Below are 16,992 nucleotides of genomic sequence, written 5' to 3'. Positions count from 1 at the left end.
CCACTTTGCATAAAAATTGAATGAGCGCCAATCAAAAGGAAAAAGTTTACACAAAAGGCCTGGATTCGGCTTTACTCGCAGTCTATAATGGTTACGTTTTCTTCCTGCGTTTTTTCAGGGAGGCTTTCCGCGGTCGCATGGAATTTCAGGAGCTCGTTAAGCAATGTTACGCGATCGGAAACAGATCGTTGCTGCTGATCGGACTTACTGGATTCATTACCGGAATGGTTTTTACCAAACAATCCCGCCCATCACTTGCCGAATTCGGCGCTGTTTCTTGGCTGCCATCATTGGTCGCAATTGCGATCGTAAGGGCACTTGCAGCATTGGTAACAGCATTGATCAGTGCAGGAAAAGTTGGTTCGAGCATTGGTGCCGAGCTGGGTTCCATGCGCGTAACCGAACAGATCGATGCCATGGAGGTTTCTGCCGTCAACCCTTTTAAATTTTTGGTGGTAACACGTGTGCTGGCATCGACTATCACCATTCCGATCTTAATGTTCTATTGTACGGCAGTGGCCCTTTTAGGCGCATTCCTGAATGTTACGCTTAACGAAGGCACGAGTTTTATTGCCTTTTTTGAAAATGCATTTGAACAGATCACATTCCTGGATGTGGGCACTTCACTCGCCAAAGCCATTGCTTACGGATTCACAATCGGGATTGTGGGTTGTTACCAGGGCTACAATGCAAGCAAAGGAACGGAGGGCGTGGGTAAAGCTGCTAACTCTGCCGTGGTAATTTCGATGTTCCTCATTTTTATTGAAGAGGTGATCATCGTTCAGGTGTCTAATTATTTTAGAATATAAAATGGAAGAAACCAATCAAACCGAAGGGCCGGTTATCGAGATAAAGGATCTTTACAAGTCGTTTGGTGACCTGCACGTGCTTCGTGGCGTGAACTTGAGGGTGGACAAAGGTGAGAATGTTGTCGTGCTCGGCCGGTCTGGAACAGGAAAGTCTGTGTTGATCAAGATCATTGCCGGACTGCTCAAACAGGACAGAGGAATGTGTCACGTGCTTGGGCAAGAAGTTTCAGAGCTCAACGAGCGCGACCTGAACGATATCCGGTTAAAAATCGGCTTTTCTTTCCAGAACAGCGCACTTTACGATAGTATGACAGTGCGGGAAAATCTCGAATTTCCGCTGGTTAGAAATACAAAAAACCTGTCCCGGGCCGACATTAACGAGCAGGTTGAATATGTGCTAGATGCTGTGGGGCTTTTACAGACCATTAACCAGGTTCCTTCCGAGCTTTCAGGTGGACAGAGAAAGCGGATCGGCATTGCCCGGACGCTGATTTTGAAACCAGAAATCATGCTTTACGATGAACCGACAGCCGGACTTGATCCGATAACATGCCTGGAAATCAATGAGCTTATCAATGAGGTTAAAGAAAAATATCACACAAGCTCGATCATCATTACGCATGATTTGACTTGCGCAAGGGAAACAGGTGACCGGATCGCCATGCTTCTCGACGGACAGTTCCTTAAACAAGGCACTTTCGAAGAAGTATTCAGCTCCGAAGAAGAAAGAATCAAAAGTTTTTACGATTATAATTTTATTCAATAATGGAAACATCAGCCAGAAAACGCTCCATCACAGTAGGACTTTTTGTTATAATAGGCTTAGTCATATTCATAGTCGGCATCCTCACCATTGGAAGTATGAAGAAAGTTTTTTCTTCAACCATTTCGGTGAAAACCATTTTCGATGACGTCAACGGGCTTAAACCCGGCAATAATGTGTGGTATTCCGGTGTAAAAATCGGGACGGTGAAAACCATTCGCTTCCTGGGAAACTCCCGCGTTGAAGTAATGCTGCACATTGAGGAAAAATCACAGGAGTTTATCCGTAAAAATGCGAAAGCCAAGGTTAGCACCGACGGATTGATCGGAAACAAGATCATCGTGCTTTATGGCGGAACGCAGAAAGTGCCTTCGATTGAAGATGGTGATGAACTGGTTGTTGAGAAGATTGAAAGCACGGAGGAAATGCTCGCTGTTTTATCAGAAAACAATAAAAACCTACTCGGGATCACCAGCGCTTTCAAGACGATCAGCAAGAATATATTGGAAGGAAAAGGAACAGTCGGAATGCTGCTGAATGACGACAGACTTTATAAAGATGTGGATCAAACATTGGCTACACTTAAACAAGCATCGGCAAACGCGCAGACCATGACGGCATCATTATCCGGTTTTACTGCAAAATTGAACCAACCGGGCGGCTTGGCCAATGATTTTGCAACTGACACCGTCATCATGCGCGACATTAGAGGCACGATCGGACGACTTAACGAAACTGTTTCTACGGCGAATGTGATGGTTACCAATCTCAAAACAGCAAGCGAAGAACTAAATTCTAACCGCACGAGTCCGCTAGGCGTGTTGCTGCATGACGAAGCAACGGCGACAAACTTGAAAGGCACCTTGCAAAACCTCGAAAGCAGCACCGATAAGCTTGATGAAAACATGACAGCGCTGAGATCCAATTTCTTATTTAGGAGATATTTTAAAAAGAAAGCAAAGGAAGAAGCGAAGGAGCCTGCAAAAGAGGAAGTAAATCAAGAAGTAAAAGAGCCGGTAAGCCAATAAATTTCCATAATTTTGTAAATTGATTATTAACCGTTTAGTCAGCTCACTCTGAAACAGTTTTAACATTTACTTAATGGACTTACAACTCAACCCTGCTCTTGATCTTAACTACATTGATCAGGTCTATGGAGACGACCCAGTAATACTTTACATGATTTTTGATGCGTTTTTGAGTGACTCTGTTCCACGCTGGCATGCGCTTAATGATGCCCTGGCAACCGAAGACATGCAAGACGCCGCCAGCATTGTACACGGCTTGAAGCCGTCGTTCACCATGGCTGGCCTGACCTGGATCCGCCCGAAAGTGGAAGTGCTGGAAAAGGCGATCAAGGATAAAGAATCACCGGAAGTCCTGATGGAAATGTATCAGAAAATTTCTGCGGAGCTCAATGAATTGCTTCCTATTATCGAACAGGAGTCGGAGCGTTTGAAGTTGATTTAAGCTTCTAAAAATATTTGAAAAGCGTGTAGCAGTCTGCTACGCGCTTTTTCTTTTTGATTTATCCCACGCAGCGCTTTGATTGCCTTTGTAAAAACGGATAATGCCTGCTATCACAGCATAATTCATCACGCAGAAATAGTAGGGCACAAATAACGCCTTCACCTTAATTTTCCGCGTTTCCAGCATCCAGCCGAGCAATGCTGCGCCATAAAAAGCGACCTGCCCAAACAGTATAATGCCGTAAAGCACACCTCCCGAGCGGGCAACAATGATAATGTTGAGCACAAAAGCCAAAATCATTAAAAATGGCGTAACCGTCCACCGGAGCACGCGATGGCTAATGTATTGGAATGACAACATGGGGAAATGAGCCGGGTTAAGCAGTTTTTTGAGGCGCAAAATAGACTGAATCCCTCCTGCCGCGATCCGCACTTTCCGCTTCAATTCCTCTTTAATGTTCTCCGACGAAAGTTCAGAAGCATACGCGTCCGGCTCGTAAATGATGCGGTAACCTTGCTGAGCAATCAGCATCGAGATCATAAAGTCATCCAGGATCGTGTCCGGCTCAACTTGCCGGTAAAGTGAATGCCGGACGCTGAATAACTCACCAGCAGCACCCACGACAGAGTAAAGTTCAGAATCCCACTTTTTGAGCGTCGACTCATATTTCCAATAAAAACCCTCCCCGCCGTTGCATCCGAAACCGCATCCTGCATTACACGCTTTTCTCCGGAAACGGCCCCAACTTTCGGGTCTGCATAATGTCTGGCAATCAGCAGGAGCGCATCGGGATTCAGATAAGTGTTTGCGTCTGTAAAAACGACCACTTCTGTGTCCACTTCATGCATTGCACGGTGCATAGCAAGAATTTTCCCGCTTCTGACGGGCGTGTGAAGCAATTTGATCTGGCTGTAAGCGCTTACACGCTCGGGCGTGCGATCGGAAGAACCGTCTGTTACGAAGATCAAACGCAGCTTTCCTTCCGGATAAGAAAGCGCGAGCGTGTTATGGATCTTTTCCTCGATAATGCTCTCTTCATTATAAGCAGCAATGATCAAAGTCAGCGTCGGCATATTTTGGTCCAGCGACGGCGCGCGCCTTTTCCCTTTCAAAGCCCGACGAATCCGAACCAAAATGTACAGGACGATCCCGTAACCTAGAAATGTGTAAAAAACTACAAATAAACTGAGCCAGAAGAGTATTTCCATAAATTAACGGGTCAAGGGATAGCCCAGATTGTTGCTATCCGCCTTGTTGGTAAAATGCCAGGTGATGGCTTTTAGAAAGACAGGAATGAAGTTGTATTCTTTATTTTTAATGTATTGGATCAAATTCCGGGGAACGACTGCCGCCAGAAAATAGCAGCAGAAGATGAAAAACTGCATGGAAGAACCGTTCTTGCGGATAAACAAAATGCGGTTGCGGTTCATGAAAAACTCTTTCAATGCTGAGCGCTTGCCAACCGCGACAGATTCTTTGTGGTAAATCAATGCAGAAAGGTCAACATGGATTTCATAACCTGCTTTTCTGATCCGTTCGCACCAGTCGAGTTCTTCATAATAGAGAAAATAATTCTCGCTCATCACACCTGCTTTCGTCAATGCTTCCCTGCTGATCATCATCGCTGCGCCGTGCGCATAACCCGTAATGCCGCTTAATGAGTCATATTGGCCTTTATCTTCTTCAAATTGCCCGATGCACGCGTTGCGCGCGGTGTAGTAATTCATCGGTGTATAACCCGTGTATTGCAACATTCCGGGCTGATCGAAATAACGGATCTTTGGCGATATCATTCCGATTTTCGGGTTGGCGTCCATCTTGTCAACCAACTTTCCGATCAGCTCGGCAGTAACTTCCGTGTCATTATTGATCAGAAATAAATAATCGCCGGTTGCCTGCGCAATGCCAATGTTATTGCCCCCGGCAAAACCAGTGTTTTTTTCTGAACGGATGAATTTGACTTCCGGAAATTTCAGCTCCCAGGCGGGAACCACATTGGGCTGGCTGCCATTGTCAACCACGATGATTTCCAAATTCGGATACTGATTGACCTCCGCCAGCGACATGAGTAAATCTTCGGTAATCTTGGGCTGATTAAAATTTACTGTTACAATGGAAACTTGTTTCATCTTTTATAGGTGCTGCAATCGGACGGTCTGATATGAGGGAATAATTGTATTGGCTTGTAGAACTATTTCAAAATTAACAATTAAAATATAGCTTTAAACAAAATGTAATCTTTGACCCTAGAAATTGTTGGAACTGCTCGAAAAAGCGCTTCTATTTCCGGCAGAATCTAATTCCATATCGGTAAAGTGAAAATATCTCGTTTGCTTGACAATAAAAAAGTTTCGGAAAACACACCGTCTGGAAATTCAGCGCAAGAAAATTCGTTGGTTGACAAAAAAATTCAGGAGCTGATCGAAGCCATAGGCCAGTCTGCCATTGAGCCTGAAAATGCGGCAGGATATGAGGAGCAAATCGCGGAGGCTTTCAAACAATCGGCCGTTCGGGCCCGGCAAGTGGCGCCGTTTCAGGCATTGGATCGGGAGAATAATCTTTCACGGGAAGAACTTTTGGAAGGTCTCGAAAAGTTGCTCGCTGAAAATCAGCTTGACAGCCGTGTTAACCATGCACCTGTGGCAAAAAATGCAGCTCAGAAGGTCATCAACTTCATCCTTTCCATCTTGCTGATTGTCTTTGGCTTTGCAATGATCATTATGCCTGCGCCGCCTAGCTTTGAGATTTTCACTGTGTTTTACTTTAATCCCAATGACGGTGTAACGATTATGGACCTGGTGTCATTACTGGTTATTTTTGGCGGAGTGCTTTTGTTTGTGCTAAACTTTAACAAGAAATGATCTCTTTTGCTGATCCCCCCTCTCCCGTTAAAAAAATCCTCCTTGTTGAGGACAACATGCTTTTTCGTAAAGTTTTTGAGGCTTCTTTGATCAAAGCAGGTTACACATGCGTGCCCTGCGAGTCGGCAACCGAAGCATTGGAGTTGCTGCTCGTCGAGACTCCCGACCTGATCCTGTCCGATTACGACATGCCTCAGATGAACGGTTTCGACTTCCGTCAGGCTGTATTATTGAACCCCAGCATCAGCGACATTCCGTTCGTTTTTCTGACATCATTCACCGATAATTCTCTGGTGATGGAAGGACTGAGCATGCATGCGCTTGATTTTATCAATAAGGAAACGCCCATTCCGGTGATCATTTCCAAGTTGAATAACATTATCAAATCACTGCAAAATGAGCATGTGCGGTCTGTCCGTGAGCTTAAAGTTGCGGCTGAAATGCTGAATGTAAAGTCAATTCCAACAAAAAGCCCCATTGTTAGCGGTTTCAAAATTTACTATTGGCATAAGGGTTACCGGGGTTATCCGGGCGGTGATTTCATCGACTTTGTTCAGGTCGACAGCCGGTTCTGCTTTGCATTTTTGGGCGACATTATGGGAAAGAAGTGGAAAGCCTGGTTTTTCACATTCGGTTTCCTCAGTTACATCCGCGCGGCAATCCGCTTCTGCGTGCTGGATAATGACTTCACGCTGGACACCATTGTGCAGAAAATCAATAAGCTCATTTATCTGGATGAAGGCCTTCAAAATATCCTTTCAAGCTTGTCGCTGATATTGTTAGACAGCGAAACAGGCGAAATTCACTACACCGGCGCGGGCGATCTCCCGCTGATCAGCTTCCAGCCTGAAACGCAGAAAATCTCCACCGTGCTTTCGTCAGGGTTGCTGCTAGGATTGCTCGAAGATGGATTTTACGACAAACAGGTGATCAAAATGAAAAAGGGCGACCAGCTCGCCATTTTTACCGACGGCATGATCGACATTCCGGCAGATGGCTCTAAAAGAAGTGATTATCCATTTTTCGTATCCAGAATTGAACCCTTTATGGGCTCGCCTGAAAGCTTTGAATCGATCAGAACCAACGTGCTGGAAACCATTAATGACAGCAACCAGCTGGATGACGCCAGCCTTATTTTTATTGAAAAAACTTAATCCCATATGATACTACAAGTACAAGAAGTTGACGGCGTGGCGCAGGCCACAATTTTACCACAGGAAGCCAGCCTTACCAATGCTGAATTGTTTAAAGAAGAAATGATAAGCCTCGTTGCCAACGGCGCGCGCCTCATTATGGTGAGCTTTGAAAATGTCAATTACATCGACAGCTCCTTTTTGGGAAGCCTGGTGGTTGCCTTAAAATACGCCATGCCCCGCAACGTAGATATTTATCTGGTTTCACTAAAACCAGATGTTAATAGCCTGCTGACGCTAATCAGGATGGATAAGGTCTTCAAAATTTTTACAGACTATGATCAGGCGATGAAAGCGTCAAACTAGCTTATGAATCAAGATTTGGATAGTGTGAAGGTTGTGTTTAGGTGCCAGCGCGAAGAGATTCCCGGCACCGTAGGAATATGTCTGGATCAGATTAGAAAAAGAACCGAAGGGCACCCCATTGATGAGTCCATTATTTCCAGGATCAAATGGGTGATCGCCGAGCTGCTTACTAATGCAGTGAAACATTCAGGTCAGCCTGAATCGGAGCTGATGATCAAAATCGGTGCGTCCGAACTGGTTTTGGAAAAAGAGGATTACGGACAGCCACTGGTCTTAATCGCCCAGGACCAGACCCGCATTTCGTGGCCGCTGCAAAATAGCACGTCCGTCGATTTTGCGATTTATCACAATGGAATGGATTCGCTTTTTGTGCGGTCTAATCCGCCGGGCAAGGCGCTATTTTTCGTGGAGGAACTTCCAGAAGTGCTCATGCCCGGGCTGCTCAGCGATACGAGCGAGCATTTCGGGCTGCTGATCATGACCAAAGCCGCTGACGAATTTACATACGAATACGACCCCATAACCAAGCTTAACCGGTTTGTGTGCCTGTTTAATCTTAAAAATTCATAGCATGAAACACAGGTTCGAAGTGCTGGACATCTTCCGCGGACTGTTTGCCTCACTGGTCTTTCTTTTCCACCTTGCTCCCTTTGCAAACACACCGATGATCAACAATCAATTCGTTGAAAACTCGGATATGTTTGTAGATTTCTTTTTTGTGCTCAGCGGATTTGTGATCGCCTACAGCTATCAGTCACTCTCCGACGGGCCGCAGTTAAAACTGTTTCTCACCAAAAGAGTTTACCGCGTTTACCCGCTGCATTTCGTCATGCTGATGGCATTTCTGGTGATGGAAGTGGCCAAAAATGTGCTCAGTCCTTACATTCAGGTTAACAATCTGATTAATCCGGCTAATAATGTTTTCACATTTTTCACCTCCTTGTTTCTGGTGAATTCAACGCCGATTCCCGGTGTGAATGATGTGAGCTGGAACATTCCCAGCTGGTCAATTAGCGCAGAAATGATCGCTTACATTGTGTTTGGAACGCTGGTGGTTTTCATTCATTCATACGGCCAGTTCACAAGACGGAATCTTTATTACATCATGGTCATTCTGATCTCGTTAACGTGTCTTTGGCTTGTTTCCGACAGTTTCCAGATCAATTACAGCTTCAATTACGGATTTCTCAGAGGTGTGCTTGGCTTTTTTATGGGCGTTTTGTGCTTTAACTTTTTCAGCAGCACGCATCTTACCATCAGACAATTCCCTTCCTGGATATTTTCTGTTCTGGAATTGGTAACATTATCATTGATAGCCATTTGCATTTACAATGGCGAGGTGATGAAGCCGTGGGGAGCCGTGTTTGAAATCTTGTTCTTTGCCTGCATTTACACTTTTGCCTTCGAAAAAGGCATTATTTCAAATGGCATGAAGCGCGTGGGGCTTTTCCATAGCCTGGGCAAATATTCCTACTCCATTTACATGACGCACGCGCTCTTGCTGAGTCTTTTCAATGTGCTTTTTATCAGAATTTTGAAGTTCCAGCCGGAAGATTACAGTTACTTGGTTTTCCTGAATTTCGCACTCATTTACTTCGTTTCGGCATGGACATACAAAAACATTGAAATGCGCTTTCAGTATAAATCGAAGAAAAAGGCTGTTGCGGAGCAGGTGAAATAGGAAGCCTTTCAGGCTTTCCTTTTCATTTCGAGGTGTTTATAAATGATATCGCCAATGGCTTCAACACGTTTTTCCCACGTATTTTCGGCAGCGATGGCAACACGTTCCTGGTTTAAAGCTTCGCTGTCATGAGACAATGCGGCGTCAATTGCCTGCGAAAACTGCTGGGCAGAACTGCAAAATGCGACAGCATCTTTGGTAAACTCTTTCAAATCAGGATTAAAGTCACTGGCAACGACAGGCTTGCCGGCGCCGAGATATTCAAATAATTTCAACGGAAAAATACTGCTGCTGAAATCGTCTTTCTTAAAAGGGATCAAGGCAACATCAAAACCTTTGATCACAGCCGGCATGTGATTGTAATCAATAGAACCCAGAAAGTGTACATTAGGCGCCTGGTAAAACCATTCCGGGACAAACTCCGGCGACACGGGCCCTACAAAAACAAAACTCTTGGCCGGATTCATGGCAATCACTTCTTTCAGCAAGCCGTAATCTAGTCTGCGTTCAATGGCCCCCAGATATCCGATCACGGGTTTGGCAATGTCTGCTATCACCGGAAACACTTTCAGATCCGGATCTAGGGCTTTGCTGCTGTGGGAAATATCAGCTGCATTGGCCACAAAATAAGTGTTCGGGTTTTGCTTCTTTTTCTCATTATAAAGATGCTTGCTGCTGCAAATCACCACATCGCTTTCCCTGACAAGCATATCCTCCGAAACCACCCCGTGCCGCCTGTTAAATGGCAAAACCATTGGGTCAAGACAATGGTAAATCGTAAGTGCTGGCGATAAGCCTTCGGCCACAGAGGGGTAATGAAAATTAAATGAGTTGATGAAAGTAAATTCCTTGATCCCGTGTGCGTCAACAATTGCTTTGAGTTTTCTGCGTATCCAGAATTCGTTGACTTTCAGGAGCTGCCTGAAAATCACATTTTCCGGCAGGAAATTTACGGATAACAAAATAGGTGGAATGACGATTTTCAGATTGGGAATATCAGTATCGATCAGACTGCTGGAAAGGGGCTTGAAATGTTTTTTTCTTAATGCAAACTCAGGCCCTTTGCGCATTTTAAAATAATCTCTTAGCGTATATGGATTCTCAACGTAATACACAAAATTATCCCTGGCCAGTAATTTGGCAGTTGTGTAATTGGTTGATTCAATGGATGCGTCAAATCTGGGTAATCCAAAAACGATGATCTGATGTCCTCTAAGTTTCATTTATCAAGCGCGTATTCGGTGGGTTTATCGGAGATCTAGTGCTTAAATATAACAACTTTACATTCTCCTCACTTCAATTTGAGCATCGGCCTAAGGTGTTTATTCCATAATTCGGGATAAAACTCATACATATAAACGAAAGTGTTCAAAACATTAACACCGATTGTCCGCCTCAGAATCACCTGCCCCACGACAAAGGCCGCAATGCTCGAAATTAATGTAGCATACGCCGCGCCCATAACGCCTATCGAGCGGATCAGAAAATAATTCAGGCACAAGTTTAATGTTGCCGAACCAATCACAACCAGAAAAGTCACTCTCGTTTTTCCGATAGAATCCAGAATGTTGCCAAAAAGCCTTCCAAATGGCCCAAGCAGACAGTAAAGTAAAGTAACCTGCAACAGGGGAATGGAGTCGTTGTATTTTTCACCCGCGATAAAGTGAATGACAGTTCCTGAAAAAAGATAAAGGAAAACCACAACCGGAAACACAAGTGCCAGGGTCGTGCCTACCGATTTTTCGTACAAATATTTAATCGCAGCCGGGCCCTCGGATTCCATGCGTTTTGCACTCTGCGGAAATACAATGATGGCAACTGCATTGCCCGGAATGTCGATCAGATTAGTAACCCTGACCGCGATATTGAAAGCACCCGAAGCCGCGGGAGAAAGCAATGCGCCCAGCATCATCTGGTCAATCGTGCCTGAAAGCAGGGAGCTTATGAGCGTTCCAAACGCGTATTTTCCATAGCCAAAAAGCTTGTCAACCCACGCCCTGCTTACATTGCGGGACAAAACAAGGTTGCCTTTTGCAAAATTGTAAGCAACCAGCATTCCCAGTAATGCGCTAAAAATCTGCATCCAGACGAGGTAAAGCAACTCAACGTGAATGGAAAAAACAAAGCAAGCCAGCACATATGCGAAAAAAGTCCCTTGCCGAATGATGGTGGTGATAAAAATGCCATTGAATCGCAGATTGGCCTGTTCTACCCCGTTAAACTGCGCCTGCATTCCTGAGAACAGGTAAATCGCAATGTAAAAATAAAGCATCGGAACAAGCTGAGGCGAATCCCAGATCCGGCTCAGATAAGGCGCAATGGCCAGAATGGTCGTAATGCAGACAACCGAAACAATGGCGGTGATTGCAAATGATGCGGTGATGATTTCCGGGTGCTCGCGCTTGTCCGTGGAAGAAATGTATTTGACCAGTGCATTTTGCAAAAGGCCGCTTCTGATGGCTTCTAAAATGGTGGTGGTGCTTATGAAAAGCGTCCACACACCGAAATCGTGTTTTGTAAGCAGCCTTACCAAAATATAAAACCCGGCAAAGCCAAAGAAAACGCCAGAAAAGTTTTGAATTATATTGATAAACCCGGACTTTATCCAGTACTGATCTTTGGGTTTACTCTCCATTTATGTGTAACAAGCTATGTAGTATATCAGACTGCGATAATAGAACTAATTTTACTATTTTTTTGCGCAAACCCGGATTAAAGTTTTAACTTTCATCCGAAACTGCATATACAGGCCATCACAGCATTATTAGAGCGTATCGAATCCACTATACTATAAGCATATGAGTTTATTTGGCTTGCCGCAATGGATTTTGCCGCACCTTTTTACCAACAAGCGGTTTTCAGATCTCAAAGGTGAAGAAATTGATCGGCTCAGAACGAGTATAAGCCGTTTCAAGGAAGAGCAACCCGATGTATCGGTGGTAATTCCTGCCTGGAATGAAGAGAACAACATTTACCGGACGCTTTCTTCGCTGTCGGCCAGCCAAAGTAAGCACAAGGTTGAAATCATTGTCATTAATAACAACTCTACGGACGGCACACAGCAGGTTTTAGAGAAACTGGGTGTCCGGACTTATCTTCAAACTGTGCAGGGCACACCCTTCGCCAGGCAGATGGGACTTGAACTTGCCCGCGGCAAATATCATCTCTGCGCCGATTCCGACACTTTTTACCCACCCGACTGGATTGATCTGATGGTTGCGCCAATGATCAAAGACCCCGGCATCTCCGGCGTTTATGGGAACTATGCATTCATTCCGCCTGAAAATCAGGGCAGATTGGGCCTCTGGGTTTATGAAAAATTTGCAGGGGTAATGATCCAGATTCGCAAGAAAAACCGCGAATATCTCAATGTTTACGGCTTTAATATGGGCTTTGTAACAGAGCTCGGGCGCACGACGGGCGGCTTTAAAGTAAGCGGTTCGCGCGTTTACGCTAACATTGTTGGAAGCGATTTTCATAACGAGGCGGAGGATGGAAGAATGGCTCTTAACCTGAAAAAGGCGGGTAATCTAAAAATGGTAACTGATTCTCGGGCCAAGGTTTTCACTTCGCCGCGCAGGCTGATGGACGACGGAGGCATTGCCAATGCTTTTGTAAACCGTGCCAAAAGACAATTGAAAGGAATGCGTGAATATCTTTCCATTTTCTGACCCTATGCATACTTTTCCTGATACAACATTACTGATAACACATTACAACAGAAGCGAATCCCTGGAAAGGTTGCTGCAAACTTTCAAAGAACTGGGCTGCCAGTTTGGTGACATCGTGGTTTCTGACGACGGAAGCCGCCCGGAGCATTTAAGCAAAATCACCAGCCTGAAAGACCGCTTTGACTTTAATCTGGTTACAACTCCGAAAAACCGCGGACTGGGTAATAACATTAACAAGGGTCAGGATGCTGTAAAAACGGCCTACACTTTATATGTGCAGGAAGATTTTCAGCCCGCCGATATTTTCCCTGCCCATTTTCAGGATGCCCTTACATTTATGCGTAATGATGCCAAATGGGACATTGTGCGCTTTTACGCCTATTTCGCCTACCCTACTTTGAAACCGTTTCAGAAAGGATTTTCAGAAATGGTCTATTCATTTTGGGACATGAACCATTTGAAATTTTATTATTACAGCGATCACCCGCATTTGAGGCGCAGCAACTTTTTGGAAAAATTTGGTCGTTATCCCGAAGGCATCAAAGGCGATCTGACCGAATATACAATGGCGGTTCATTTCCTGCAAAAGAAGGGCAAAGGGCTGTTTTTCAATGAGTTCACCAACTTATTTTACCAAAAAAACTCATCTGATGAGCCCAGCACCATGGAGCGGGCCAACTGGAAACTGAGTGAAAACCCGCTGGTCAAACTTGCCCGACTGGGTTATCTGCGTTACCGCTGGTTAAAAAACACGCTCGACCTTGTGTTGATGAAATGACCGGACCGGAACCCTTGAATGTTATGGAAAAAGAATATTATTTCGAAGGTGTGTCGCTGTTGGTAACACATTATAACAGAAGTCAATCCCTGGAACAGCTGCTCAGATCTTTTGCTGCGCTGAATTGCCGCTTTGAGGACATTGTTGTTTCAGATGATGGCAGCAAGCCCGAGCACGTTGATTATTTACGGTCATTGCAGTCACAATTCACCTTCAGGCTCATTACGACGCCTAAAAATAAGGGACTCGGAAACAACATTAACAAGGGTCAGGATGCAGTGCAGACACCTTTGACATTATATGTGCAGGAAGATTTCACCCCGGCGGCAATATTTCCTGAAAAATTCGGGCACGCGCTACGGCTGATGAACACGCGCCAGGAACTGGATATGGTGCGCTTTTATGCCTATTTCGAATATCCATATCTTGAAAATGCGGACAACGGATTTTATGACATGGCCTTTAAAGTGTGGAAACCTGGTTATCGCAAATTTTACATGTACAGCGATCACCCGCACTTGCGAAGAACCAGTTTCTTTCAAAAATTCGGACGATACATTGAAGGAAAGAAAGGCGATTTTACAGAATACAGTATGATGATGTCCTTTTTGAAGAAAAACGGGAAGGCTGTTTTTTATAAAGATTTTACCGGACTGTTCACACAAAAGAACTCAGAAGTTGAGCCCAGCACGATGAAAAGGGAAGAATGGCGGCAAAGTGAGAATTTTTTTCTTTCACAAATCAGGCATCTTTACCGGCATTTAAAGTTTAACTTTGATTATCTCACTTAACCTTACCCGCTCTTTATTCTACCTCGTTTAAGATAGCCGATTAATCCAAGTTCATGCCGACCAGTTTGACAAAAGATGCTTCCAAATGGTATTATGCAATCATATACCTGGGCTTGGCTTTGATCTTCGCTTCCCAATATTTTACCTACAAAAACGTCCGTGACCTTTCGCTTAACAACGAGCGGCTCAATCGCACGATTGGTGTTTTAAATCAAACCGCCAAGTTTGGCCATGTTACAAAGGATTTCCAATCCAATATGCGGGGTTATCTGATCACGCAGGACAACAATCTGCTGGCGGATAATTACAATAAGAAAATTGAGCTGATCGGCATAACGGACACGCTTTTTAATCTCGTCAAAAACGATGAAGCACAAAGCACCCGCGTGCGGGAACTGCTGTCAATTTCAAGTAACATTGTGGCTTATTCACAAGGTGTTGTAACCATTTACAGAACCATTGGCCGCGACAGTGCTTTTGCAAAAATCCGCAGGGGCGAAGGAATTGCGCTCAATAATACGCTGACCAGAAAGATCGGAGAGATTGAAAGTTACGAGAATCAAAACCTGAACAAGCGGCGCATGCTCGTAGCGCGAACGCAGGACAATTCGGTTATGTTTATCATTGTTACCGGCATCGTGGGCCTGTTTTTAACAATTCTTTCCATCATTTTCCTTGACCTCGATAAACGGAGGCAAGACCTTTTGCAGAAAGAAATTAACGAAAAAGAGCGGCTTTTAAGCCAATATCTGGAAGCGATCCCGGATGGTGTAATGGTGGTCAACCAGGAACGGAAAATCGTTTTCATCAACCAGTCCGGACGTGACATATTGGGTTTAAAACAACAGGGCAAGCTCGTTACATTGGAAGATGAGCTGGCACAGATTACATTGCTGGACCCGACTCGTTACCATGTTCGCTTCACGCCGGATACACTGCCCGTGGCTCGTGGCTTAGAAGGAGAGAAACTGGCTGGTAACAAAATTGATCTGATCAAAAACAATAAAATATTCCACCTAGAAACCAATGTGCAACCTGTAATCGGCCTTGAAGGTGAAGTTACAAATGCAATCACGGTTTTCCGCGACATTACAGAACGGGCCAATTACGAGGCAACGCTGGAAAAAGCGCGCGTGCTAGCTGAGAAGTCGGTCCGTGTGAAAGATATTTTCCTTTCCAATGTCAGCCACGAAATCCGGACTCCGCTGAATGCAATCATTGGTTTTACCAACTTACTGATCAGCCAGGTCTCCGATCCGAAAAGCATTGAATATGTTGGTTACATTCAATATGCGGGCAAGAATCTGCTCGAACTGATTAACGACATCCTGGATTTTTCAAAAATCGAAGCCGGACAGGTTCATCTTGATAAGACATCCGTTTCGCTGATCGAAGTCGTAGAATCAGTATCCGTTATTGTGAAGCAAAAGGCCGTTGAAAAAGGCATTAATTACAGCTATATGCTGGCCGGAAAGCTTCCCCAGTTCGTTGAAGCGGACAAGCTGCGGCTTACCCAAATCCTGATCAATGTTTGCGGAAATGCTGTTAAGTTTACCGAAAATGGAAGCGTTACATTAAGGGTTTCACCGGTAGGCGAAATTGTCAACGGCGTTCAAACGATCCGGATTGAGGTGATTGACACTGGCGTAGGAATTGCCAAAGACAAGCTTGAATTGGTTTTCAACCGTTTTGTGCAGGCCACGGAAAGCACAACCAGGGTTTTCGGCGGAACCGGTCTTGGGCTAAGCATTGTCAAATCACTCGTTCAACTATTTGACGGAACATTAAAAGTAGAAAGTGAGCTTGGCAAAGGAAGCATCTTTACCATAGATTTTCCCTTCAAAGTGATGGAGCGGCCGGCAGAGCAGGAAGAGATTGAGATGGACATTAATCAGGGCAAGTCGATCAATTCACTTCGCGTGCTTGCCGCAGAGGATAATACATTGAATCAAAAGCTTTTAAGCGCCATTTTCGAAAGGTTGCGCATTCCGCTAACCATTGTAAATAATGGACAGGAAGCAATCGATAAATTAAAGCAGGAAGAGTTCGACATTGTTTTGATGGACATTCAAATGCCGGTTATGGACGGTTACACGGCCATTAAGGAAATTCGCAGCGCCATTTCCAAAACCATTCCGATCATTACCATGACCGCGCACGCAATGGTTGGTGAAAAAGAAGAATGCATCAGCATTGGCGCCAACAGTTACATTTCAAAACCTTTCAAGGAAAGCGAACTATTAAATACAATTGCATATTTAGGAACTAAGGAAAGCGCATCACAACAACCACAACCCGTTTCAACGATCACCCCTCAATCAAACAGCATTATGCCAGATAGTATTTTAAACCTTGATTACCTTTCAGAGATCACCGGTGGTGATAAGGAACTCCGGGACGAATTAATTCAGATGTTTGAAAATGATAGCCAGGTTCAGCTAACCGCTATTCAGGAAGCATCCGCGGTGAGAGACCTGGAAAAGCTTCGCCAGTCCATTCACAAGTTCCGCTCCTCATTGTTTTCGGTCGGCATGCTTTCGACTGCTAATCAATACAAGGAACTGGAAGCCATCCTTAAACAAGGGCAATGGAGCGATGATATGAACCAGAAGCTGGTTGCCCTGAAAACAGAATCTGAAAGTGGGCTGGTCGAGTTGAAGCAGCTTTAA

16 protein-coding genes and 1 pseudogene are annotated in these 16,992 nt (G+C 44.7%); 13 read left to right on the top strand and 4 right to left on the bottom strand.

Translation table 11 applies throughout. The features are described from left to right. The first annotated feature begins 20 nt into the window (after positions 1 to 20). From AC0IYG_RS17950 to AC0IYG_RS17935, 4 genes are all read left to right on the top strand, one after another. Complete coding sequence (locus AC0IYG_RS17950) at positions 21 to 809, top strand: MlaE family ABC transporter permease (RefSeq protein WP_471712512.1); 789 nt, start codon at positions 21 to 23, stop codon at positions 807 to 809. Position 810: 1 nt separating this feature from the next. Beyond that, positions 811 to 1,575 carry an ABC transporter ATP-binding protein gene (locus AC0IYG_RS17945; protein WP_471712511.1) on the top strand — a complete coding sequence of 255 codons (765 nt, stop codon included), beginning with the start codon at positions 811 to 813 and terminating at the stop codon, positions 1,573 to 1,575. Beyond that, on the top strand, positions 1,575 to 2,600 hold the full coding sequence (locus AC0IYG_RS17940; protein WP_471712510.1) for an MlaD family protein: 1,026 nt from the start codon (positions 1,575 to 1,577) through the stop codon (positions 2,598 to 2,600). The genes AC0IYG_RS17945 and AC0IYG_RS17940 overlap by 1 nt, the downstream gene beginning before the upstream one ends. Before the next feature lie 73 nt (positions 2,601 to 2,673). After that, entirely contained in the window at positions 2,674 to 3,042 is a 369-nt protein-coding gene (locus AC0IYG_RS17935) for an Hpt domain-containing protein (RefSeq protein ID WP_471712509.1), read from the top strand. A 36-nt stretch (positions 3,043 to 3,078) separates the two neighbouring features. Here the strand turns inward: AC0IYG_RS17935 and AC0IYG_RS17930 are convergent. Both AC0IYG_RS17930 and AC0IYG_RS17925 read right to left on the bottom strand, forming a co-directional pair. After that, a pseudogene (locus tag AC0IYG_RS17930) lies at positions 3,079 to 4,250 on the bottom strand (glycosyltransferase family 2 protein). 3 nt (positions 4,251 to 4,253) lie between these two features. After that, the gene (locus tag AC0IYG_RS17925) at positions 4,254 to 5,171 is read right to left on the bottom strand and encodes a glycosyltransferase family 2 protein (RefSeq protein WP_471712508.1); all 918 of its coding nucleotides are present in this window, start codon (positions 5,169 to 5,171) and stop codon (positions 4,254 to 4,256) included. Between the two features lie 186 nt (positions 5,172 to 5,357). Here AC0IYG_RS17925 and AC0IYG_RS17920 point away from each other — a divergent pair, with 186 nt between their 5' ends. The 5 genes from AC0IYG_RS17920 to AC0IYG_RS17900 are packed head-to-tail and all read left to right on the top strand — an operon-like array spanning position 5,358 to position 9,083. Then, positions 5,358 to 5,903 (top strand): hypothetical protein, encoded by a 546-nt coding sequence (locus AC0IYG_RS17920; RefSeq protein ID WP_471712507.1) that lies wholly within the window; start codon positions 5,358 to 5,360, stop codon positions 5,901 to 5,903. Next, positions 5,900 to 7,057 carry a SpoIIE family protein phosphatase gene (locus AC0IYG_RS17915; RefSeq protein WP_471712506.1) on the top strand — a complete coding sequence of 386 codons (1,158 nt, stop codon included), beginning with the start codon at positions 5,900 to 5,902 and terminating at the stop codon, positions 7,055 to 7,057. Before AC0IYG_RS17920 ends, AC0IYG_RS17915 begins: the two co-directional genes overlap by 4 nt. Positions 7,058 to 7,063: 6 nt before the next feature. After that, positions 7,064 to 7,402, top strand: a complete 339-nt coding sequence (locus AC0IYG_RS17910; RefSeq protein WP_471712505.1) for an STAS domain-containing protein — start codon at positions 7,064 to 7,066, stop codon at positions 7,400 to 7,402. 3 nt (positions 7,403 to 7,405) lie between these two features. Further along, complete coding sequence (locus AC0IYG_RS17905) at positions 7,406 to 7,972, top strand: ATP-binding protein (protein ID WP_471712504.1); 567 nt, start codon at positions 7,406 to 7,408, stop codon at positions 7,970 to 7,972. A 1-nt stretch (position 7,973) separates the two neighbouring features. Continuing rightward, positions 7,974 to 9,083, top strand: a complete 1,110-nt coding sequence (locus AC0IYG_RS17900) for an acyltransferase family protein (RefSeq protein WP_471712503.1) — start codon at positions 7,974 to 7,976, stop codon at positions 9,081 to 9,083. A gap of 8 nt (positions 9,084 to 9,091) precedes the next feature. Here the strand turns inward: AC0IYG_RS17900 and AC0IYG_RS17895 are convergent, their stop codons facing one another. Further along, positions 9,092 to 10,306 (bottom strand): glycosyltransferase family protein, encoded by a 1,215-nt coding sequence (locus AC0IYG_RS17895; protein WP_471712502.1) that lies wholly within the window; start codon positions 10,304 to 10,306, stop codon positions 9,092 to 9,094. 68 nt (positions 10,307 to 10,374) lie between these two features. After that, positions 10,375 to 11,718 carry a flippase gene (locus AC0IYG_RS17890; RefSeq protein WP_471712501.1) on the bottom strand — a complete coding sequence of 448 codons (1,344 nt, stop codon included), beginning with the start codon at positions 11,716 to 11,718 and terminating at the stop codon, positions 10,375 to 10,377. A gap of 163 nt (positions 11,719 to 11,881) precedes the next feature. Here AC0IYG_RS17890 and AC0IYG_RS17885 point away from each other — a divergent pair, with 163 nt between their 5' ends. The 4 genes from AC0IYG_RS17885 to AC0IYG_RS17870 are packed head-to-tail and all read left to right on the top strand — an operon-like array spanning position 11,882 to position 16,992. Beyond that, on the top strand, positions 11,882 to 12,754 hold the full coding sequence (locus AC0IYG_RS17885; RefSeq protein ID WP_471712500.1) for a glycosyltransferase family A protein: 873 nt from the start codon (positions 11,882 to 11,884) through the stop codon (positions 12,752 to 12,754). 4 nt (positions 12,755 to 12,758) lie between these two features. Beyond that, positions 12,759 to 13,532, top strand: a complete 774-nt coding sequence (locus AC0IYG_RS17880; protein ID WP_471712499.1) for a glycosyltransferase family 2 protein — start codon at positions 12,759 to 12,761, stop codon at positions 13,530 to 13,532. A gap of 23 nt (positions 13,533 to 13,555) precedes the next feature. Next, a complete protein-coding gene (locus AC0IYG_RS17875) occupies positions 13,556 to 14,323 on the top strand; it encodes a glycosyltransferase family 2 protein (protein ID WP_471712498.1) in 768 nt (255 codons plus the stop codon). 53 nt (positions 14,324 to 14,376) lie between these two features. After that, positions 14,377 to 16,992 (top strand): hybrid sensor histidine kinase/response regulator, encoded by a 2,616-nt coding sequence (locus tag AC0IYG_RS17870; RefSeq protein ID WP_471712497.1) that lies wholly within the window; start codon positions 14,377 to 14,379, stop codon positions 16,990 to 16,992.

Source organism: Dyadobacter sp. AC419 (assembly GCF_979253085.1).
This window is presented reverse-complemented; position numbering and strand designations above follow the sequence as displayed.